Below are 21,166 nucleotides of genomic sequence, written 5' to 3'. Positions count from 1 at the left end.
AGTAGGCTCAAGACATCTTCTCACGTCCGGCCCGTGCCTGACAGCGAGCCAGGCCTGTGGCAGGACGTCACGTAGTCTCACGCTGAGCCGAACGTCAGCCGTGCTTCTTCCGGGTGGTCTTCTTTACCGCCGGTGTCGCCTTGGCGACGGCGGCGTTCTTCGCCACGGCGCCCGTCGCGGTATCCAGCGGCTTGCGGGTCGCGCTGTTGCGAAGCAGCGTGCAGAGCGAGTCGAAGCGGCAGCAGCATTCCACATAGCCCGCTGCCGCCGTGTACGTGCCCAGCACCGCTGCATGATGCATGCCACGCGATGGCAGCGGTGCGGGCGTGCCGGCCACCTGCGGCCATTCGATCATGCCCTGCCCCGAAACGCGCGCGGGAATCAGCCAGTAGTCACCGGTGGCATACAGGCCTCCCGGCTCGAAGCGCACCTGGATGCCATTCTCGAGCGTGACCGGTTCACCTTCCACCAGCACCACGTCGCCGCCCACCGCCACGCCGTCATGCTGATCCCAGCGGCGCAGCAAAGGATGCTTTCGCGCGTCGTTGCTCAGCTGATAGGGCGTCGCTCCCGCCGCCAAGGCCAGTTGCACGGTGCGTCGCATGACGTCGACCGCCTTCACCTGCAGCAGCGGATAAGCCAGCTGCGCCAGGGTGTAGTCGTCATCCACCAATTCGACCCAGTCGCCCGTCGCCAGGCCCAATCGCTGGTCGCGCCCCAGGCTTGCCAGCGTGACGGTCATGATAGCGCTGCCGTCGTCCGCCTGGCCGATCACGTTGCTCGCTGCAGGAAACACCACCGATCCGTTCTCGCGCGACCACTTGAAGCTGGTGGTGGTCGGCGCCGCATCCGTGCTGGCCAGTCCACCGCGATGGATCTCGACGCGGTACAGCTGGTTTTCGCAACCCCGGTAACGCGCATCGGCCGCGATCACGCACGGGTCGCTGTCGGTGTCGACGGGGCCCAGCTGCGCGCGCATCCGCGGCCACGCGTAGGTGGCGCGCACGCCGACCAGCTGGCGCAGCGCGTCGCAGCGCGTGGTGTTTGCCGCTCCCTGCCCGTTCAACGCATTCGCCAGGGCATCGAGATTGGCCAGGTCCTGCTTGAGCGTCGCCGCATCCAGGTCTTTGCGCAATCCCAGCGCCGCGCGCACATTGGCCAGCGAAGCCGTCGATCGCTCGGGATCGAGGTCAAGCATGCGCGCCTGCCAGATCACCTGCGCACGTGACGCCGTGTCGATGCCGTTGAGCGCCGTATCGGCGATGGCCGGTGCTTCCACCGCGCACAGGTGCCGCTCCCATACGTCGAGCCACAACGCAAAGCTCGCCGGCTGGCCCGACGAACCGTCGTTGCCGGTGATCGTGTCGGGCGTCGGCAGGTTGGGCTGCGTCCCGAACGTGCAGGCGCTTTCATTGATGCAGAGGATGCCGTCGACATAGAAATGCCCGGGCGTCAGCGACCCATCGGGCAACCTGGGCGCGGCCGTGAACAGGAAGCCGCTGCCGGCGGCCCAGCACGGACCCACCAGGTCACTGGCCAGCGCGCGCAGGAGGTTCAGCTGGATGCTGACCTGCTCGTTCCAGTCGGCCTCCAGCGTGACGCGCCCCTGCTGCTGGAAGACCTGGCTGTAGTGCAGCGTCGAGTCGAAGGTGACACGCGCAAAGTCGCCTTTCATGATCGATCTCCTAACTCGCGAAGAACATGCCGGGAGCAGCTCCCGCCGGCACGTATGCTTCGAGACGCAACGCGAGATTCGCCTGCCGCTGCGGCTCGTACAGGTCGTGGTACACGCCCATCGAAGACTCGTCCGAGGCGCCGCCGCGAATCTCTTCGCAACAGGCATCGGCCAACCTCATGTAGTGCGGCGATCCGTAGCGACGACTGCGGAACAACGGCACGACACGCAGCCGTACCTGCGCCGCATCGGCACTGTCCACGGCGGCCACGGCAAGATCCGGCTGGCAGTGGAAGCGCTGGGGCGTGCGCGATCCCGACGGCACGAAACAGAAGCGCACGCATCCCGCCTGTCGGCGCAACACGCGCAGCGGGCTGGCGAATATCGAATTCTCGGCCAGTGGCACGCCATGCACCTGCACTTGGCCGACCACCGTGCAGCGGACGAAGCTGGCATTGGCATAGGCCACCGCCTCGTCCGGCGACGCGATGGCCAGCCGTTGCGGTCCGGTAGCGTCCAGCACGCTGTCGCGCAGCGTGATCGATGGCGGCTCGCCACGCCTGGCCGGCGATACCACGCTGATGCCTCCGAGGATGCTGCATTCCACGCGCAATGACGCCCGCGTGCCGTCGAGGGTGATGCTCGGCTCGCCCGGGCGCCTGGGATCGCAATCGCATTGCAGCGACCATCCCGGCACCAGCGTGCAGTGCCGTATCACCAGTTCGCACAGGTCCTCGGCGGGCAACGCCGTGGCATCACCGTCATCCTGCGGTCCGTGCACCTCGATGCCGCGTCCCGAGACGAGCAGGCCGTCCATGACGAAACGGCTGCCCGGTCCACCACCCACGGACAGCGCATCGGGCTGGCTGGCGCGCACATCGAGCAGGCGAAGCACCGGGCGCGTGCGATCGGCCGCACGGATCTGGATGGCTTCGCCGGGATCCAGCTGCACATCGATGCCGCCCTCGTAGACGCCGCTTTCCGCGAGTTCGATGATCAGCGCACGCAAGGCGGGCGCGGCCGCTTTCGCCTTCGCCCATGCCTCCAATGCCGCCGCGATGCTGGCGAAATGACGATCGGGCAAGGCGGTCTTGGCCGGATCGCTGTCGGGCCGGGCCGCGTGCACGGTGTAGCGCGTCGCGTTCTCCAGCTCCGGCGTCACCCGCGCGTATTCGCCGCCGCCGATATCCGCCGCAAAGCCGTACTGGTAGTTCACCCACACGCCACGCTTGGGGCGCTGCCCCGCGGGAAACAACAGGCGGCCGCGCTCCGGATCGATGGCCACGCGCCCGCGGGGCACCTGGTATTTCCAGTCGTCGAGGTCGGCCGGCATCAGCAGCTCGATGGGCACCGGCAAACCCTGGCCTTTCGCCGGCCAGTCGGGCGCAAAGATCTGCACGCTCTTGCCTTCGCCGTAGAGGCTGGCCGAAACCGTCGCGTAATCCGCGGCGGCGCCACGCTCGGCGAAGCGATAACGCCGCAACGGTACCGGGAGGTTTTCTTCCTGTGCGATATGCGTGGGCGCGGCTTCGGCGACCGGTCGCTGGAACAACGGCGTGTCCTGGCCGAGCACGCTGAAGCTGTAGCACTGCGCGCCTTGCTCTTCCACGCAATAAGCCGGCGTGCACGTCACGGGATAGCTGCGCAGGCGAAACACGAACAGGCCCACGTTAGGGATGGCGAAACGTCCGCGGCGATGCGCGCTGTCGATGCGGCGGATGTCCACGCTGTGCGCCAGGCGATCGAATGCACCGTCCTCCCACGCCAGGCATTCGAGCCGACCGGGTTGTCGAAGGTCGGCCGCACCACCCCGCCAGGCGTGCTGGTGATCGAGATGCTGCGTCCAGCCCAGCAACGGATAGAACTCCACCGCCCGGGCCGGCCAGTCCGCCGCATCGCGCGCGAGATCTTCCAGCAACGACAGCGTGCCCTTGCGGCGACGCGCGTCGATCAGGTTGGCCACGTCGGCACGCGGCGCAAGCACGCGACCCAGCCCGGCAGACGCGCAGCCATCGGCGGACAAGGTGGCCGCTTCGGGCAACAGCGTGTACCCGAGCAGGTCGCCGATGTACGGCACGACCCAGTCGTCGCAGGTCTCGATGAACCAGTTGTCATAGAGCCGCGTGATGTCCTGCTCCAGCACGTCCGCCTGCGCCGAGAGCACGCGCAGGAAGTCACGCAACGGATAACCCTGGTCCGCGTCCCGCATGCGGTAGACCACCGGCATCAGGGCGTAGAGACGATCCGGCTGGCTGTTCATGGCGTGGCCTGCTGCAGCAAGAGGGTGTCCGGAACCGCCGGGAGGAAATACGCGATCTGCGCCGGGAGTGGGTTGCCCTGGCTGTCCAGGCGCGCATCAAGCACGGTGATCCGCTGCGGTGTGGCGGGGTCCGCCGCCTGTGCTGGGCCCCGCGCCAGCACCGCGCCATCGTCGCCGCCACCGTTGCTTCCGACGCCAAAGCCGAGCAGCAGCGCGGCCTCGTCGAGGCTGCCGAAGGCATCCACGTCGACCCAGGCCACGCCGCGCACGGCCTGGATGCAGGACACGACACCGCTCAGGTAGACCGGCTTCGCCAGCCCCGCGTTCTCGAAGCCGTAACGGTCCAGCAACGCGGCGCGTATCACCGGCTCCACGGTTTCCCATGTGACATCCGGCGCCAGGCCGACCCTGGCGCTCAAGGTCAGCGCAACGAGCTGGCGCACCATCAGCGTGACCGGCAGCGATGGATCGCCGAACTGCTGCAGCGACTGCAGCAGGTTGCCATAGAGGTCGGAGGTGTCGTCGATGGGCGCATCGCCGGCGCCGGCGATGGTCACCAGTACCTGTGAACCCAGCTTGATCGCGCAAGCCTTGCCCACGCCGCCATAGGTGCGCGAGAAGTCGGCGTAGTCGGTGATGGACACGAGACGATCCAGCGCGAGCACGGCCAGCGGCACGTTGACGCGCGCCTGATCGCGCGTTTCGGGGTCGGCGCCGCCCGAGGCGCGCAAGGGGTTGACCACCTGCTTGACGCCGAGTGGGCGCGTGGCCGCGAGGCTGATCTGCCCTGCCTGCACATTGCCGGGCGTGCCAATGCCTTGCCGATAGACCGCGGTGATGTTCTCGATGCCGGTAGGTACGCGGGCGCCATGCACGCCATTGCCGAACAGCACGCTCACCTTGCCGCTGTCGTCGATCGACGTCGCGTAGCTGCGGCTCGTCACGCCGACAAACGCGAGGTTGCGCGCCTCATGCCACTGCATGCCGTTGACGGACACCACCAGCGTGCTCTGCACGCCATCCACCGTGGGCGCGGAAACGTAGGTGAGCGGCGACTGCTTCAGCGCGTACGTGGGCATGGCCGTCGCGCCATTGCCGTTTCCCAGTACCTCGTTGCGCGTCTCGCCGTGGGTGGCGCGCACGACGTTGGCATAGACCGACACGCTGCCGCGAACGTACGCGTACGCCAGCCCCTTGCCGGCGAAGACCAGCGTGCTGTGGATGGTGTCCCCGGGCAGGCTCGATGCCGCCTGTTCGACAGCCAGCAGCATGACCGCCTCCGAGGCGTTCACGGCATCGGTGCCGGGTACGTCGGCCCGTTGCCCCTGCACCACCACCCAGCGCCCTGGCTTGAGCCCATCGACCGGCTGATCAAGCGTCATGCGCGTGGCACCGTCCTGTGCCACACCCGCGCTGCTCACCGTGGCATTGCCCGCCTGGTCGAGGATATGGGTGGCAGCCAGGGTCAGTGGCTCGCTCTGTGCGTACACCTGCGTGCCACGCACGTCCGATTCGCCGCCGATGCTCCAGCTGTGATCACCCTGGTTCGGATCGATATCCAGGCGCGTGCTCTTGCCGCTCATCGTGTACATCGAGTGCGGCGCGGTGGTGGCATGCGACAGGCGCACCGTGACGGGATGGTTCCCTGGCGGCCATATCACCGCGTAGCTGCCGTCCTCCACATCGTCATAGGCGTTATCGAGCCAGACGGTTCCGGCCACTTCGTTGCTGGTGTCCAGCGAGCCAGGCACCATGGTCGACACCCATTGCGAGCCATCCCATTTCTGGTTGACCGTCATGGGCGCCGGCGCGTTGTAGCCGAACAGCGGCGCTTTCACGCGCAGTGCGAACACCCCCAGCAGGTCCGGCGAGGGGTTGCCGTGCGCAATGGCCGTCCATGCGCGGTAGAAGGTATCGAGCAGCGGCGTGGCAAAGTTGAGCAGCAGCTGCGGTCGCGCGTCGCTCGCCGGCGCGAGCACGGTGGCGATCCCGCGCTGGAGCCGCAAGCTGTTCGCGGGTTGCAGCGTACGCGGCAGGATCAACGCGTCGAACAAGGCGCCAAAGCCCGCCGCCGGCGGCGGTGCCGCGGGCGGGCCGCCAAAGGCCTCGTCGACGGCCTTCATGAAGTCCTGCACTGGCGCCGGCCCGCTTTGCCAACCTTCCAGGTAGCGCATGAACACCGTCGAAAACATCTTGGCGGAACCGCCGTCGTCGACGCCCAGCAGCAATTGCTGGCGCACGCCCAGCAATGCGTTGAACCAGCGCGCATCGCCCGACGCCAGGGCAGCAACCGCACGATTGGCTGCCGCCACAATCGCCACCGTCACCGCGCCCAGCGCTTGCAGGCGGACGCGGCTGCTCTGATCGGCAGGCTGCAGCATGGCGCCGGTGGCGGGATCGGTCTGCTGGACATCCACCGACTCCACCCTGCGCAACACGCTGGTGCCGGTCGCCAGTTCGCCGAACTGGAACAGCAGCCTGTCGCCGTGCCTGAGCTGCGTGCTGCCACCCGCCAGCCACACCTCCTGCAGCGATGCGATCGTATCCAGCGTGATGTTCTGCGGTTGCGTCTGCCGCGGACGCAAGGTGTTCCATTCGTGGCGCGCATCCAGCGGCTCGGCCGTCTCGAAGGTCTGCATCTGTTCGCCCGGCGCGGGCACCGATTGGGCCTTGGCGCCCGCCGGTATCGTCACCGGCGGCGAGTTGTCGTCGATCGTGTAGGCCAGGTAGACGCTCGCGGCGACGCCGGGACGAAGACGATAGTCGACCAACCGCCCCAGCTGCAGCACCGAGCAGCGCTCGGTCGCCGTGCGCAGGTAGCCTTCGTTGGCGATGCGCTCCTGGTAGAAACTCAACACGTCGGCGCCGATGGCCCATGCATCGACCAGCGCCATGGATGGGTCGTCGAGTTCACGCGTGCGCAGCCCGGTCAGGGCCGGCAGCGCGGACGAGCTCAGGTCCATCTGCATGGTGGCGAAGAATTCCGCGTAGGTGCCCACGCGATACGCGAGGCTGGACAACCCCGGCCGGTTGGCGAGAGGAAGCGGCGTACGCTCGCTGGCGCCGCATCCGCAGGCGCAGGCGTGCTGGCCACAGGCGCTGCAGCAGCTCATCGGCCACCTCCCATGACGAACGTGATGGAGCCGCGATCGGGATGATCGGGGCTGCTGTCGACCTGCGCGATCTCCACCGATGCCAGATGCAGCACGCCATCCGCGGGCACGTCACCCGGCACGGCACCCTCGGCGCGGGCAAGCGTAAGCAGCTCGACATGCGCCACGCCGGCCACGGCCTGGGCCTCGGCGATCACCGCGCTGGCATGGACCGGCGAGCCGAGCAGCAGGCGATCCGGATGGAAGAAGCCCGGTTGGCCATCGCTGCGCAAGCCGGCGGTGAAACGATCCACCAAACCGGATCTGACATGCGCCACAAGGAAGTCCGGCAGCACGCAGACGCGCAGCTCGATGAGCAACGGCACGTAACACGCGGCCAGCACGGCCAGGTCGTGACCCATGCGCCGATAAGGCCACAAGTCGTGCTTCACCTTGGCGGCCAACGCCGGGGCGAGGCTCTCCGCACCGCGCGGATCGACCACGACGTCGGCCTCATACCAGCTGCCGGTCCATGCGAGCCGGCACGACGCGCCCTGCAAGGCCGCTTCGCGGGCGGCGAACATGGCGTAGTCGTCCGCGGTGATCGCACGCAACGCATTCGCGCGAAATGCGCCGGGCGCATACCGCTTCACCTCGGCCAGGCTCTCCGCATCGGTACCACCGGTGGCCGCCATCGGATTGCGCGGCACGATGCCGTCCGGCGGCACGCCGGCCCTTGCGGCCAGCCACACGATGCTGTCGCAGCCCACGTTGCCCGCGCTGCCGTTGCCGATGCGCGGCAGGGCACGGAAGAAGTCGCCCGCCTGCGGCTGCTGGCCGAGGACACCGTCACCGAAACGCAGATGGGCAACGCCGTCATCATCCACTTCCACCACGAAATGACGATCGTTCGGGCCGCTTTCCAGCAGGTCGTACTGCGCGGTCCACTGGCAGCCTGCATGGGGCGTGCCGTTGACCAATACCTCATCCAGGCGGCCGCCGTAGACGTCGAGTTGCGGTCGCGCCAGCCGTGGATCGCGCGACAACAGCTGGCACACCGGCACGCCGGAAGCGGCCGGCAGCGGTTCGGCCCATGTGAGTGGCGAACCCGTCAACGCATGACCGGCGTCTCCCGCGGGACGGGTCACGTCCTGCACGGCGCCATCGCACACGCAGCATGCGTACTGCGCCTGGCCCGGCACCAGCCAGCACTCCTCCTTCAGCAACCCGCAACGCATGCAGGCATCCGGCACGGACGCCATGGCGCTGGAGAGACCGGGATAGTCGGCATCGTCGATCGCCTCCGGCGGCACGCATAGCGCATCGCACTGGCACTGCCCCGGCGGATGATCCCCATGATCGACCAGCAGCACGTTTCCCCGCGCGAGGCTCACGTCATCGATCCAGCGGCAGTCCGGCGACGACAGGCGCACCGACAGGCACAGGTCGAACGGCAGCGCATCGCACGCATCCCAGCTCACCCGCAGCAGCAGGCTGCCGTCCAGCGGGTCGACCAGTTCCTGCACATCCGTGAGCCGGACCGCGTGACGATGCGACGGATCCGCATCCGCGGGGTTGCCCGTGGACACGCCCAGCACTTCCTCGAAGATCAGGAAGTCGCCCGGCTTCAGCTTCAACGCACGCTGCGGCGCAGCCACGGCAGCCGACTTCAGCTGCGGAGCAGGCGTGCTGCCACCGTCGCCATTGGGCGGCGCGGTCTCTGTTGGAGGCGGCACCGGCAGTGGCTCATCCAGCAGTACGGCCTGCGTGCTGCCGCGTGGCAGGCAGCACCGCTCGTTGCCCCAGGTATAGATGCGGATGGCGCTCTGCGCGGCGACCACAGTGATGGTGTCCACGCCATCCGGCATCATGGGCTCGAAGATCAGCGCGCCCTGCGTGCGCGCCATGTCGAGCGCCTTTGCATCGATCGCGCCCGGCGTCACCGGCGTCTGTCCCGGCGGGGGAACCAGCAACAGCAGCTGGTCGAGCGGCAGCGCCTGCTCGCCCGCGGCGAGGGCCAACGTGACGAACGCGCGTGCGTTGCAGCCTTCGTGCATGCGGTAGTCCACCAGCCTTGCATGCCGCCGCACGGAGATTCGACGCCTGGCCGTGGCGAGATAGGCTTCGGTGGCCACCGCATCCTGGTAGTAGCTCAGGTGGTCGGCGACATAAGCCATCACTTCAACCAGCGCCACCCCGATATCCGGCACGTGGCGCTCCTGCCATCCGGGCACGGTGATCGCCAGGCGGTCGAAGAACAGCTGCCGGAAGCTCGTGTAGTCCTTGGCGAGATAGTTGATGTCCGGCAGGGCCGGCGCCGGCTTCACGCATGGCGCGGTCGCCGCGCAGTCGACATCCTTGGCGCAATCGAGCCGAAACCGGATCGGCGCGCACGCATACCGCGGATCGAACCCGGGATACGCCCGCCAGGCGGCAGGATCGTCGCCCGATGACGCATCGACCAGGCACAGGCAATACGCGGAATGATCGCCTTCGCGATCCAGCACGACGCGCAGGCAGACGTCGTCGTGCATGTCCGGCTCGCTCTCCTCGCTGACACCCAGCGCGCGCAGGCCGGTGATGCGATCGCCACCGCTGATGCGCACGTTGGCTGGCGCGATGTCCGGGGGCACGTCGCCGAACAGGTGAACGCACAACGTGATGCCGTCGTCTCCCACTTCGACGAAATCGATGCCATTGAGCCTGCCCTCCAGGCGCACCTTTTCGCGCCGCATGTCATCGCTGCAGGCAGGCAGAAGCTGGCAGCTGATGCCGATCGGGCCAGGCGCAGCATCCAAGGTGCTCATGGCGCGCTCCGGCTGAAGCTGTCCGTGCGCGCCTCGCCCGTGGCGAGCACCACGTAGCTCAGGTCCACGGCCAGCGTGGAATCGACGGCGGTGACCTCCAGCGCGTTGACGCCGATGACATCGCCCAGGTAGCGCTGGAGCGCCGCCTGCAAGGTGAATTGAAGGGCGGCCGCGACCTCCGGGCTATTCGGCGCAAACACCATCTGCAGGAGGCCGCTGCCAAAATCGGGGCGGTTCACCCGCTCGCCGGGGCTGGTGAACAGCAACTGCTCGATCAGGTCACGCACATGGTCGTCATCGCCCGGCGATGCCGTGCGACCGGAGTGATCGAAGTGATAGGGAAAGTCGATGTTGATCGCGGGGTCCATGGCATCCTCACATGGCGCTGGCGCGCATCTGGCTGGCGACGATGAGCAGCGGCGTGCCGGTGGGCACGCAGGTGGCCTGGCTGTCGAAACAGAGCAACGGCTGTCCGTTCGACGTGACCCTCGTGGCCGCGGTCACGAACTGCGCAGTCACGCAGGGCCCGTTCGCCGCTGGTGGTGGTGGCAGTGCGCACCCGGCCACGACCCAGGGCCCGGCGATGGTGACCGTGGGTTGCCCGCTTACCATCACCCGTGGATTGGGCGTCATCGCCTGGGCCTGCCCCGCGTGGGAGCACAGGACCGTCGCGCCGACATGAAGAAGGAATCCAGGCATCGGCGATCTCCCTAGGTCACGACCAGCGCGCCGTTGTTGATGGTCACGGTGGGGCCGGCCAGCACGATGGTGGCGCCCTTGCCGTTGGAGATGGTGATGCCAACGTCGTTCACGACGATCATCGCGCCCGTGGTGCTCTTGATCATGATGCCGCCCGTGGGGCCCGGCACGTCGCTGATGCACAGCGTGTTCTGCAGGATGGAACCGAGCACGATGCTCGGGCTTGCCGGATTGCCCGCCAGCGCGAGCGCCGGCACTTCCGCCGCCACGCCCCAGTAGCCGCCACTCCAGATCGGGTAGTCCGGATCGCCCTGCTCGAACTCGATCCACACGCCGGCGCCGATCTGCGGCACCACGTAGACGCCGCTCTGCTTGCCGGCGATGGGCACGCAGGGCATTGCCCAGCTCGACGGCAACAGGCCGGACACATCGGGCACCATCGCCTGGATGCGTCCCAGCTGCTCCGGGTCCACGTTCTGGATCACCGTGCCGCGGTATTTGCCGTAGTACTTGCTCATGGCGGCACCAGCGGCAAGGTGGAGACGAGCCCTTTGCGCGAAAGGCTGAAGCTTTGCTTGTACTCGCCGCGCTTGATGGAATGGCGCACTTCCGTCACGTAATGCAATCCATCGAAGGCCGGGCCGACGCCACGCACGCCGACGAGCTGCCGCGACTTCAGTATCCGGCCATAGCGCGTGACATCGAGGCTGCCCTGCCCTGTCACCGTATCCGCCGATTTCGCCGCTTCGGCCATGCCAAGCAACATCGCGCGTGTCGGGGAGTACTTTGCCGTCTCGGGCAATGGCCGCAGGCGTTGTGGCGGCGGATCGACCAGCCCGAGCGGCGGATTGAGCGGGCCGATGTCCGGAATCGGCAGCGGCAGCGGCACCTTCGTCTGCTGGTTCTGGATGTAGACCAGCGGCAGGCTGCGTGCGTCGCCGTTGTAGTTGAAGCTGAGGCTTTCCACGTTGCTGCCCGCGTCCATGTCGGCATTGAGCGCCGGTTGCGGCACGCCCACCTTGATCTTCGGCCCCCAGTACGCCGTGCTCATGCCGGGCGCGGGGCCAGGATCGATGTAGAACACATAACCCACGCGCTCGGCGAGCATGCGGATGTACTCGAGGTCGCTGCCCTGCTGCGTGGGTATGCGATCCGTGGGAATCGGCACATCGATGGCGATGCTGGGAATAACCAGCGGCACCACGCCCAGAAACGCGTACTTGGCCAGCAGCAACGCGACGATCGCCTCGGCCGGCATGGCCGGATACGGCGTGCCCGGCAGGCCGGAGAATTCCAGCTTCTGCATCACCGTGGTGAGGTCATCGCCCATCACGTGCAGGCTCGTGTGCCGCTGGTCGGCCCCGGGCGCCACCGTGGTCTTGTTGACCACGCCGTCGATCAGCACCTGCGGCATGCCGTTGATCGTGGCGATCAGGATCACGCGCAACAGCGGCACCACGCCACCGCCGCTCAGCAGGAACAGCGTATGCAATGGCGACTGCACGCTCAGCGTGAACTGCAGCGTGAATGCGCCGGCCGCCTCGTCGGGCTGCACCACCTCCACCTGCGTGAGCGCATCGAGCACGATCTGCGGCACCGGGATCGGCACCACCGGCCCGACCATCAGCGTCAGGTGCACGCCCTTAAGCATGCGGCACCCCCGGAATGCCTTCGGGCAAGGTGATGGCGATGCGCCGCCCTATCGTCTCGGTGAGCTCCTCCGGGCGCAGCGCGCGATTGGCGTCGCACAACCGCCAGAACTGTTCCGGATCGCCGAGATACTTCGCCGTGACGTTGTCCAGTCGCTCGCCCTGCACGACACGGTGCCATTGCAGCAGCGCGAAATTCTCCGGCGGCGGCACCATGCGCCGCCGGAGGTAGGTGATGGGCGTGCCATCCGCGCGCACGTAGGTGCAGGTCGGCGTCAACGCGTAGCGGCTGGCGGGAGGAAAATTCGTGGCCATCACGGCACTCCTGTCAGGCCCAGCGCGGACAGCGGCATGGCCGGCGCGGTCTTCGCCAGCTGTTCCTTGCGCTGCAGGTAACTCATGAACAGGCTCGCGGCCTTATGGCCGGTGGGCACGTCGTCCACCGAGAGCACGCGCAACCCGAGGCTCACCTTGGCGCGTATCGGGTTGAGCGCGGTATCGAATGCTTCCTCGGTGATGCTCAGCTCGGTCACGCGCACCGGGAGAATGCGGGTCTGGCTCCATACGAACAACGCCAGCGGCGTTTCCATCGGGATGATTTCGAGCGTGCCTATCTGCGCCAGCGCGTCGTTCGCGCCCAGTTGCGAACTGGTGGGATAGATCATCGTCTCCAGCGCGGCGAGCTGCGCGAACACGCCCGATTGCGTCGTCACGGGATTGCGCTCGGGAAACTCCAGCTGGTCGGCTGCATCGATCTCCGCCTCCAGCTTGATCGTCTCCACCGGCGGCCCTTTCAGCCGCAGCACTTCCGAACGATCGCCACCCGCACCCATGGCCTGCACCTGCAGCGAGCGCGTGATGGAATCGGGGTTGTACTGCAGCGCGATCACGCGCAGCACCGCTGAACTGTCCGGATCGATCAGCACGATGCCGCCCTTGAGGATGCGCGGTGAGCCCGGGAAGCCGCTCATGGTTTTCCCCCGCTGCCCGACGGCGGCGATCCGCTGCCACTGCCGCCTCCGGGTTTGCCTTGCTGCGGGTTGCCGCCGGCAGCCGCGGGGGCGAGGTCGGTCTTGGTCACATCGATGATGGTGACGTCGTGGTTGTTGATCTTCCCCTTGCGGAACTGGCGCCGGATGCTGTGCGAACCGATCACCACGCCGTCGTAGGAGTAGTCCTGCCGGCACACCGATTCGCACGAATCGATGCCCTTGGGGTTGCGCGTGGCGTCGTGGAGGAAGCTCACGTCCTCCGATTGCGACGTGTGGATGTCGTAGAAGCGACTGCTCATCGCTGGCAGCTCCGGCCGCACGCCACGCGCGCGCAGCTTCGCACCGATCGGGAAGTGCGAATGACCATTGCACGGCCCCGGCCGCGTGAGCGTATCCGGGCACGTCGAAGACACCTGCTGCAGCGACTCGACGACTTCGTTGCCATCCCATGTCGTGCTGTCGGGCAGCACCTGCATCCGCGCCACGATGCCCATGCCCGAGAGATACCCCGCCTGCAGCGCGGCCTGCGTGTAGCTGGTGGTCGTATCCACCTTGGTGCCGGTGGGGCGCGGACGCGGCGGCGCGGGTTGCGCGTTGCTGCCGGAGCCGACGGGTGACGGACCATCGACCGATTCCGCGCCCTCGTCGTCGCCCTGCCCGTTGAGGGCTTCGCGCGCACCGAACAGGGGCAGCCGGCTGAAATCATGCGGGGGCGCCCCATGGGCAGCGCCGGGCCATGGCTGTCCTGCCCACCGTGCGGCAGGCGCATCCTTGCCCCCGCGACAGCGGGGGCAAGCGCCCGCATGCTTGCCGCAGCTGCACGACCCCCGCTTATCGGAAGCGCGGGCCGATGCCGGCGGCGCCCATGGCCGGTATGGCCGGTTATGCACGTACGCGCTCATGGCCGGCTCCGCCGTGCATCGCCATGGGGATGATTTCGCCCATGCGAAACGGGAACATCGTGGCTCAGTCGTAATGGCATTGTTTGTCCGTCTGGGGTTGGTTGGCGGGCTCGCTCGGACAGTCGACGTCCTTGTCGGGCTCGCGCTCGGCGGGGCCAAAGCTCATTGCCGCCTCCGCCTTGCTCGCGTAGGGCTTGCACGCGGCTTCGGCCATCGGCGTCAATGAACCCGTCGTGCGGTGGTGTTCCGTCCCCGGCTCCTTGCGGGTGGTGCTGAGCTCCACCGTCGCGTAGCGCAGGAAGCCGAAGATGCCCTCCCACGGCCTGCGCCCTCGCCCGCGGTTCTTGCGGAACAGCTCGATGGCGGCCAGCAGTTTTGGCGCCGCCGGTGAATCAGTGCTCACGCCGAAGAGCTTCAGCCTGTCGGCAGGCTCGGTGACACGATCGAGCAACCCCAGGAACTGGTCGGCCAGCTTGGGATTGGGGATATCGCTGCCAACGAGGAATTGCGTGACGTCTTCCGGATCACCGAAGCCTGCGTCGAGCATGGCCTGGGCCAGGCTGCTGCCTGGCGCGATCGTGGGCGCACGGCCCAGCAGTTCGCCACCGGCAGCGGGGGCAGGAAGCGAAGCGCCGGCGCCGAGGCGGGCACCGAGCAGATCGTGCAGGCGCCGCGCACGGTCCATGGACAGCTTCTGGTTCGGCTCGGGCTTCTCGCGGTTGTCCTCCGGCGAGGCATAGCCCGTGATCGATCGAATCTTGGCCCCCGCCGCCACCTGTTTCGCCACGTCGTCCAGCGTCCTGGTCGATTCGCCCTTGAGCGTCGGATCCGTGGTGTCGTCGGCCTTGTCGAGGCTGAAGTAATAGCGGAGCCGGCCGCGCTGCTCGACGTCGTATGTGGTCGGCGTGTCGTAATCGCGCGGCACGATGTCTTCGTAGCATTGATACGAGAGCGGGCAATAACACTCGCGGCAGGTCTTGTTGCTGACGTTCTGGCCGCCGAGAGGTATATTGACGCCGCCCGTGACGACGACAGGCCCTCCTTGTTGAGCCGAGACCTGTCCACCGTAGGTCGTGCCATCAGGCGTTTGATAGCCAATACCGCCCTGGCCACCCAATCGGCCTGACTGCGTGCCTTTCAGTACACCGCCACTCGCCCCTATCTGCCCTCCGTTTGGCAGTTTGACCCGCAAGTCCCCTCCGCCGCCTACCTGCGGTTCATTACCCGTGTTCTGAATCTGCGCATGGGCACCGACATTCGCCTTGCCAGCAACGTTGACGTCCACGCCCAGCGTCGCCGTGCCAGTTGTCGCACTGCTGGGCACGATGTCTCCCGTCACTCGGGCAGTCACTTGCCCGTTGCAGATTTCCAGCGTCACGCCGGGATTGGGCTGGAGCCGGGCCGATGCACTGGTGCGGGTGACATTGCGCCCCCTGCAGGCGCACAGGTAACGGATGATGCGGATCTTGACCTCATCCTCGCCACGCTTGCCGGCATCGACCGATGCCGCCCGTCCTTGCGCACCGCGCTTCTGCGGCAGGCTGAAATCAGGCTCGGGCTTGGTATCGGCGTCGCCACCACCATCGGGAAGCGGCTGGCGCTGCAGCAACGGCATGGCGCCTGCGCCAATGGCCGGGATCTTTCTGCCCGCCATCACGTGGTCAGCCACGCGATCGGCCTCGACCTCTTCCGCGGCGTCGCTTGCCCCGATGCTCAACCGTGGACTCAGCGATGCAGGCGCCGTGCGTTGCTGGATGGTATGGGTCAGCTCATGGGCGAGAAGGTGTTGGCCCGCGCCCGACTGCGGCGCAAATCGCCCTTCGCCGAACACGATGTGCTGCCCTACGGTATACGCAAGAGCGCCCACTGCCTGGGCGGAGCGCGCGGCCTGCGCGTCGGCGTGTATGCGCACGCCACTGAAGTCGTGGCCAAAGCGCTGCTCCATCCATCCACGGGTGGTTCCGTCGAGCGCCCGGCCGGCACCCGCCAGCACATCGCCCACGATGCCCGGCGCCACGGCGGGCGCCGCTGCGCCGTCACCCTTGCGCTGCACCCGCTTCTTGCACTGCTCGCACTCGCCGCCGCCCGGCGCATGGTTTCCGCACGCGCACTTGCGCCGCAGCACGTGGCCGGCGGTCGGCGGCGCGACAGGCATCAGGTTGCGGGCGGTCTGCTTTTGCACGATTCCTCACATGGCATTCGTGGCCGGTTTCATGGCTTTTGGCGCGCGGCAACGCAGGTGGCGACATCCAGGCCCGCTACGCGGCATGCGTCGTCGTTCAGCGGGTGCTGTCCTTCACCCATCAGGGACGCGGGGTTGTCGAACCCGGCCGGCTTGCTCAGCTGCATGGCGAACCAATGGACGCGCTCTTTCACCAGCATCGACGCGTTTCGCGCATGGGACTGGATGTAGTCGTAGCGATCGAGCTCATAGGCGAACATGTGCAGCAGCTCGTGGGCGAATCCGGTCGGGTCGCCGCCGGACCAGTTCGTCGCAACCTCCCACCTCGATGGATCCACCTCGGCGGTGAACGTGTCGGCGTCGGGTGCATTGACGAAGCTGATGTCCACGATGAACCCGGGACGCGACGCGGCCTTTTCGATTGCGTCCTCCATCGAGGTGATGTTGGCCACGTCGGCCGCCGTGCCGCTCCCGGTCGCCTTCAGGAATACCTTGGCCCGGACGACGATGTTCTTCGGGTCGCGGTTGTCGACCTCATACGTTCCGCCACCGAACTTGCCCTTGATCTTCACGTACTTCCGCAAGGGATCGCCCGAGGCCTTTTCTTCCACGTTGAGGTTCTTGGCTTCCGCCGGCTTGGCGACGCGCGCCTTTTCCGTGCTCGCGGCCGCCACGGTAGCCGCCTGCGTTTCCTTGGCAATCTGCGCGGGCGGCTTGTCCTTGGTGGTGAACAGCGCAAACAGCTCGCCGATGTAGTACAGGCAACCCGCCTTCTTCTTCGCATCCGTGATGATGCCGTCGGCCTCGGCCTTGTCCGGCGGATCCAACGCCTTGTAGTCAGCCGTGTTCCGGATGGAGTTGGCGACCGAGTCGTAGATGGGGTCGTTCTTCTTGGGGTTGATGCAACGCCGGATGACATTGGCCGCCGATTGCTGCACAACGTGGGTCAACTCGTGCGCCAACAGCAGGCGGCCCGACGGCGTCTGCAATGAGGGCGCGCCCGAACCCAGCACGATGTGGCTGCCTGCGGTATAGGCACTGGCATCGATGTCGCGGGCCGACCGCGCCGCCGCTCCCCCGGTATGCAGGCGCACGCCGCTGAAGTCGTGCCTGAAACGCGATTCCATGTCGCGGCGCAAATCGGGCTGCAAGGGGGCGCCCGGGGAAGAAAGCGCCTCGTCGACGCTGCCGGGCGCATCCGGGCCGGCGCCGCCATCACCGCCGGCACGCTGGATTCGCGGTCCGGCTGCCCCGATCCCCATCGGCGGCGCCCCTGTCATCACCTGGTCGGCCACGCGATCCGCCTCCGCCTCGAGCGGGTCATGGCTCGCGCCGATGGCCAGCTTGCGTTGCAGGCCACCCCGCTTCCCTGCGCACTCGCCGCATTCCGCATGGCCATGACTGTGGGTGCCGCAACGGCACCTGCGCTGCAGCATCCTGGCCGCCGTCACGAGGGGCGACCGGGCGGCACGCTCGAAGCTCGCCGTGCGCTCAGCCATGACGCCCTCTCGGCCGTGTGGCGCCACCGCGCATCGGTTCCACAGGCCCCATGCCGAGCCCTTCCCCAACCGCGGCAGCGATGCGCCCGCCAAGACCGGCGCGCGAATGTTTCGCATCAGGCATTGCGCATGCAGGCAGGGACATCACTGCGCCGATACCCGACAACGCACGGATGGCGTCGGGATGCGCCAGCGCCAGCGCAAGTTCGCGCTCCAACGCCATGCGCACGCTGCTTGCCCGATCGCCGCCCAATACCGCCTCGTCGATCACCAGCCGTTCGATGCGCAGCACGATGCTCACGACTTCCCTCCCGCCGTTTCCAGCCAACGGAAGTCAGCCTCGTTGACGGGCTTGTCCAGCTTGCGAAACTCCGCGCGTGCCGCGTCGAGAATCAACGGCATGGTGATCTGCACGCCCGCCTTGGCAGCCAGGAAGGCGGCGTTCAGCGCGATGCCCTGGATGCTGCCGCCGGTAAGCGCGAGCTTGGCGAGCAGGGCGACATCCAGCGGACCGATCGCCGCCTTCGCGGGAAACACCGAGCTCCAGATGGCTTCGCGTTCGGCGAAACCGGGAAACGGGAAATTCACCACGAAACGGATGCGCCGCAGGAAGGCGCTGTCGAGCGCGTTCTTCATGTTGGTGGCGAGGATCGCCAGGCCGTGGAAGTTCTCCAGGCGCTGCAGCAGGTAGTTCACTTCGATGTTGGCGTAGCGGTCGTGGCTGTCCTTTACTTCGCTGCGACGGCCGAACAGCGCGTCGGCCTCGTCGAAGAACAGGATGCAGCCGCCCTCTTCCGCTGCATCGAACAGCTTGCGCAGGTTCTTCTCCGTTTCGCCGATGTACTTGCTGACCACCGCCGACAGATCGATGCGGTACAGCGACAGGCCAAGCGCATTGGCGATGACCTCAGCCGCCATGGTCTTGCCCGTGCCGCTTTCGCCGGCGAACAACGCCGTGATCGACAACCCCCGGTTCATGCGCTCCCGAAAGCCCCAGTCGTCGTAGACCGTGCCGCGTTGCGATACCTGGTCGGCGATCTGGTGCAGCAGGTTCTTTTCGACCTCGGGCAGCTTGAGGTCGTCCCAGCTCGCCTTGGGCACGATGCGCTGGGCCAGTTGATCGAGGGATGGGCGCGTGCGCGCCAACGCGCCATGCCAGAGCGTGTCGCCCAGCGCCGTCGCATCCTTTTCCGTGGCGGCAAGCGCCGCATGCGCCACCTGCCCGATCTTGCCGAGATTGAAATCGAAATGCCCCGCCAGCTGCTGCGCATGCTGCTCGGACCCTTCGCCCAGCAGGCGCTGCCATATCGAGCGCTGTTCCATCGGCGTTGGCTTGGCGATGTCGGCGCTGACCATCGGCGCGGCGTTGCTGCTCCACGGCTCGCGCGTATCGATGAAAGTGAGCCCGCCCGCACGCGCCATGAACCGTTTCACCGCGGCCGAGCCCGCATCGGCGTGGTCGATGTCGGCGGCATCGACATACAGCGCCACCGGCATCAGCCGGCACTCGCGCTGCCACAGTCGTATCAGGTTTTCCTGCTCGGCCAGCGCCGTGGGCAAGAGCTCGGCCGACAACCGGAAGGCTTGCGCGCCGAACGCCATGGACACCACCTGCGCAATGGCCTGCTTGCTCGCACTGTCGGCGCCAACCAGTTGCACCACGGGCAACACGTCGCCTGGCGGGACATGGCGCAGGCCATCGATGATGCGATCGGCCACCGCCTGTTGCGATGGCGGCAGTGACATCGGAGCCAGCGGCGTGAGCAAGGGTGCCAGGCGATCGTCCAGGTAGTTCATGCCCTTGACGAAATTGACGATGCGCTCGTCCGCGCTCAAGGCCGCGCCGATCAGTGGCTGCGGCCCCGGCTGGTGGATGTCGAGCAGGCGCCAGTAGCGCAACGGCCGCTCGGGAGACAACGCGTCCCAGCTCGGCTGGTCGAGCACGGCAAACGCCAGCGCAAAGGTGGGCCACGGCTTGTTCGCATCGTGCTGGGCCTGCGCGCACAAGTCCGGCATCCGCGTGTCCAGCTCCATGCCGATGCAAAGCAGCAGCACGCTGCGTTCAAAGTCGGACAGGCCCAGTTGCTGCGCCAATACCTGCAGCGCGGAGATCGGCTGATTCGGCAATGGCGATGCCGCAGGCGCCGCGTCGGGTGCCGGGGTCTCCTCGGGCACCTCGAACGACATGGACGACTGCTCGGGTGGCCCGTCCTGCGCCGCCGACGCCGGTATGGGCGCGGGCGCAACCGCTTCCGGCACATGCTCCCCGAACACGCGCGACAACCAGCCCGCATGCCGAGTGGCGGCGGGCGCAGCCACCGGCGGCGACATGGCCACCGGCGCCGAGGCGTCCACGCTGCGCGCCTCCGACGGCGACGCTTTCTGCGATGCGGCCGCACGTTGCAGCCGCTGCCGTATCTCGGCCAGCGCGGTGGCGAGGTATTGGTCGTTCGCGCTCAGCCACCCGGCGTAGTCGCTCATGACACCACCACCTGCTGGTTGGCGTCGAACGCCGGCACGCCGCTGCTGAAGTCGACCGGGATGCTGTCCGCGCCATCCACGCGAAGGCGCACGGTGTACGTGCCCTTGGCGACGCCGGTCACCTTGAAGGCAAGCGAGGTGGGCTGATGCAGGTCACCCGGCTGGGTGATGGTCGCCGGCACCACCAACTGGTCGCCGAACACGAGAAACACGCGCTGCCCATCGCGCAACCGCGGCATGCACGTCACCGTGAGATCGACCGTGCCCACGGCCGCCGTCAACGGGCTCACCGTGATGACGGGCGCCAGGGCCAGCGGCACCTCGTTGCTGATCAGCGCGGGCAGGTCCGGCGACTGCACCAGCAGCGAAAGCGTGTAGATGCCTGGCGCCCAGCGCGTGGGGGCGTCGGCATCCTGCGTCGGATCGGCAAGATGCACCCGCAGCGTGCCGGCCGCATCGCCCGTTACCGGCGCCACGTCGACCGGCGCGTCCAGCCGCAGGCTTTCAAAGCGGACCACCGCGTTAACGGCGGTGAGCTGGCTGCCGCCCAGCACCAGGTCATCACCCAGCCGCGCCGCGGACTGCTGGTGCGGCAGCGCGAGCGAGGACAAGGTGGGTGCCGTGGACGGCACATCGATGACACCGCGGCCCTGCGCGCCGCGCTTGAGCACCGGCAGGCTGGCCCGCGCCGGCGCCTGGCTGTCGATCAACACCACCGTCGCCTCGTAGGCCGACGACACGCGGTAGTTGGTCTGGAACGCCGTCCACAGTTTGGAGATATCGTCCACGCTCTGCGGCAACGGCGTGAAACGCACCCGCTCGATCTGATCGGCGAGATCGTTGTCGGGCAAGGCATTGCGGATGTCATTGCCATCGAGCACGGCGCGGTCATGCAGTGTGCTCATCGCCGCGGCCAGCACGCGGTGGC

The 21,166-nt window shown here is 67.4% G+C and carries 16 protein-coding genes; 1 reads left to right on the top strand and 15 read right to left on the bottom strand.

All coding sequences use genetic code 11. From position 1 onward, the window contains the following. Positions 1–94: 94 nt before the first annotated feature. Genes JMF82_RS11170 through JMF82_RS11150 form a run of 5 tightly spaced genes read right to left on the bottom strand, consistent with a single transcriptional unit; the run spans position 95 to position 10,202 of the window. Positions 95–1,675 carry a DUF6519 domain-containing protein gene (locus JMF82_RS11170; RefSeq protein ID WP_201314656.1) on the bottom strand — a complete coding sequence of 527 codons (1,581 nt, stop codon included), beginning with the start codon at positions 1,673–1,675 and terminating at the stop codon, positions 95–97. Positions 1,676–1,685: 10 nt separating this feature from the next. Then, positions 1,686–3,935 (bottom strand): hypothetical protein, encoded by a 2,250-nt coding sequence (locus JMF82_RS11165; protein WP_201314655.1) that lies wholly within the window; start codon positions 3,933–3,935, stop codon positions 1,686–1,688. After that, positions 3,932–7,048, bottom strand: coding sequence for a baseplate J/gp47 family protein (locus tag JMF82_RS11160; RefSeq protein ID WP_201314654.1), 3,117 nt, complete (start codon positions 7,046–7,048; stop codon positions 3,932–3,934). The genes JMF82_RS11165 and JMF82_RS11160 overlap by 4 nt, the downstream gene beginning before the upstream one ends. Further along, positions 7,045–9,834 (bottom strand): putative baseplate assembly protein, encoded by a 2,790-nt coding sequence (locus JMF82_RS11155; protein WP_201314653.1) that lies wholly within the window; start codon positions 9,832–9,834, stop codon positions 7,045–7,047. Before JMF82_RS11155 ends, JMF82_RS11160 begins: the two co-directional genes overlap by 4 nt. Continuing rightward, positions 9,831–10,202: a GPW/gp25 family protein gene (locus tag JMF82_RS11150; protein ID WP_236585415.1), complete on the bottom strand. Its 372-nt coding sequence runs from the start codon at positions 10,200–10,202 to the stop codon at positions 9,831–9,833. Before JMF82_RS11150 ends, JMF82_RS11155 begins: the two co-directional genes overlap by 4 nt. Before the next feature lie 11 nt (positions 10,203–10,213). Here JMF82_RS11150 and JMF82_RS11145 point away from each other — a divergent pair, with 11 nt between their 5' ends. Further along, positions 10,214–10,516, top strand: a complete 303-nt coding sequence (locus tag JMF82_RS11145; protein WP_201314652.1) for a hypothetical protein — start codon at positions 10,214–10,216, stop codon at positions 10,514–10,516. A 28-nt stretch (positions 10,517–10,544) separates the two neighbouring features. Here the strand turns inward: JMF82_RS11145 and JMF82_RS11140 are convergent, their stop codons facing one another. The 10 genes from JMF82_RS11140 to JMF82_RS11095 all read right to left on the bottom strand — a co-directional run. After that, on the bottom strand, positions 10,545–11,051 hold the full coding sequence (locus tag JMF82_RS11140; protein WP_111982632.1) for a phage baseplate assembly protein V: 507 nt from the start codon (positions 11,049–11,051) through the stop codon (positions 10,545–10,547). Then, positions 11,048–12,184: a hypothetical protein gene (locus JMF82_RS11135; RefSeq protein ID WP_201314651.1), complete on the bottom strand. Its 1,137-nt coding sequence runs from the start codon at positions 12,182–12,184 to the stop codon at positions 11,048–11,050. The genes JMF82_RS11140 and JMF82_RS11135 overlap by 4 nt, the downstream gene beginning before the upstream one ends. Then, positions 12,177–12,497: a LysM domain-containing protein gene (locus JMF82_RS11130; protein ID WP_201314650.1), complete on the bottom strand. Its 321-nt coding sequence runs from the start codon at positions 12,495–12,497 to the stop codon at positions 12,177–12,179. The genes JMF82_RS11135 and JMF82_RS11130 overlap by 8 nt, the downstream gene beginning before the upstream one ends. Next, positions 12,497–13,153: a hypothetical protein gene (locus tag JMF82_RS11125; protein ID WP_201314649.1), complete on the bottom strand. Its 657-nt coding sequence runs from the start codon at positions 13,151–13,153 to the stop codon at positions 12,497–12,499. Before JMF82_RS11125 ends, JMF82_RS11130 begins: the two co-directional genes overlap by 1 nt. After that, a complete protein-coding gene (locus JMF82_RS11120; protein WP_201314648.1) occupies positions 13,150–14,076 on the bottom strand; it encodes a hypothetical protein in 927 nt (308 codons plus the stop codon). Before JMF82_RS11120 ends, JMF82_RS11125 begins: the two co-directional genes overlap by 4 nt. Positions 14,077–14,140: 64 nt before the next feature. Further along, entirely contained in the window at positions 14,141–16,258 is a 2,118-nt protein-coding gene (locus JMF82_RS11115) for a DUF4157 domain-containing protein (RefSeq protein ID WP_201314647.1), read from the bottom strand. A 29-nt stretch (positions 16,259–16,287) separates the two neighbouring features. Beyond that, positions 16,288–17,757: a DUF4157 domain-containing protein gene (locus JMF82_RS11110; protein WP_201314646.1), complete on the bottom strand. Its 1,470-nt coding sequence runs from the start codon at positions 17,755–17,757 to the stop codon at positions 16,288–16,290. Beyond that, positions 17,750–18,058, bottom strand: coding sequence for a hypothetical protein (locus JMF82_RS11105; protein WP_201314645.1), 309 nt, complete (start codon positions 18,056–18,058; stop codon positions 17,750–17,752). Before JMF82_RS11105 ends, JMF82_RS11110 begins: the two co-directional genes overlap by 8 nt. Beyond that, a complete protein-coding gene (locus tag JMF82_RS11100; RefSeq protein ID WP_201314644.1) occupies positions 18,055–20,238 on the bottom strand; it encodes an AAA family ATPase in 2,184 nt (727 codons plus the stop codon). Before JMF82_RS11100 ends, JMF82_RS11105 begins: the two co-directional genes overlap by 4 nt. Beyond that, positions 20,235–21,166: DUF4255 domain-containing protein (locus JMF82_RS11095; protein ID WP_201314643.1), on the bottom strand; the 932-nt coding region annotated here is incomplete at its 5' end. The genes JMF82_RS11095 and JMF82_RS11100, both read right to left, overlap by 4 nt.

Source organism: Dyella sp. EPa41, from assembly GCF_016586165.1.
GTDB lineage: Bacteria > Pseudomonadota > Gammaproteobacteria > Xanthomonadales > Rhodanobacteraceae > Dyella.
Note: the sequence above shows the minus strand (reverse complement) of the source record. Positions and strands in the feature narration are given on the sequence as shown.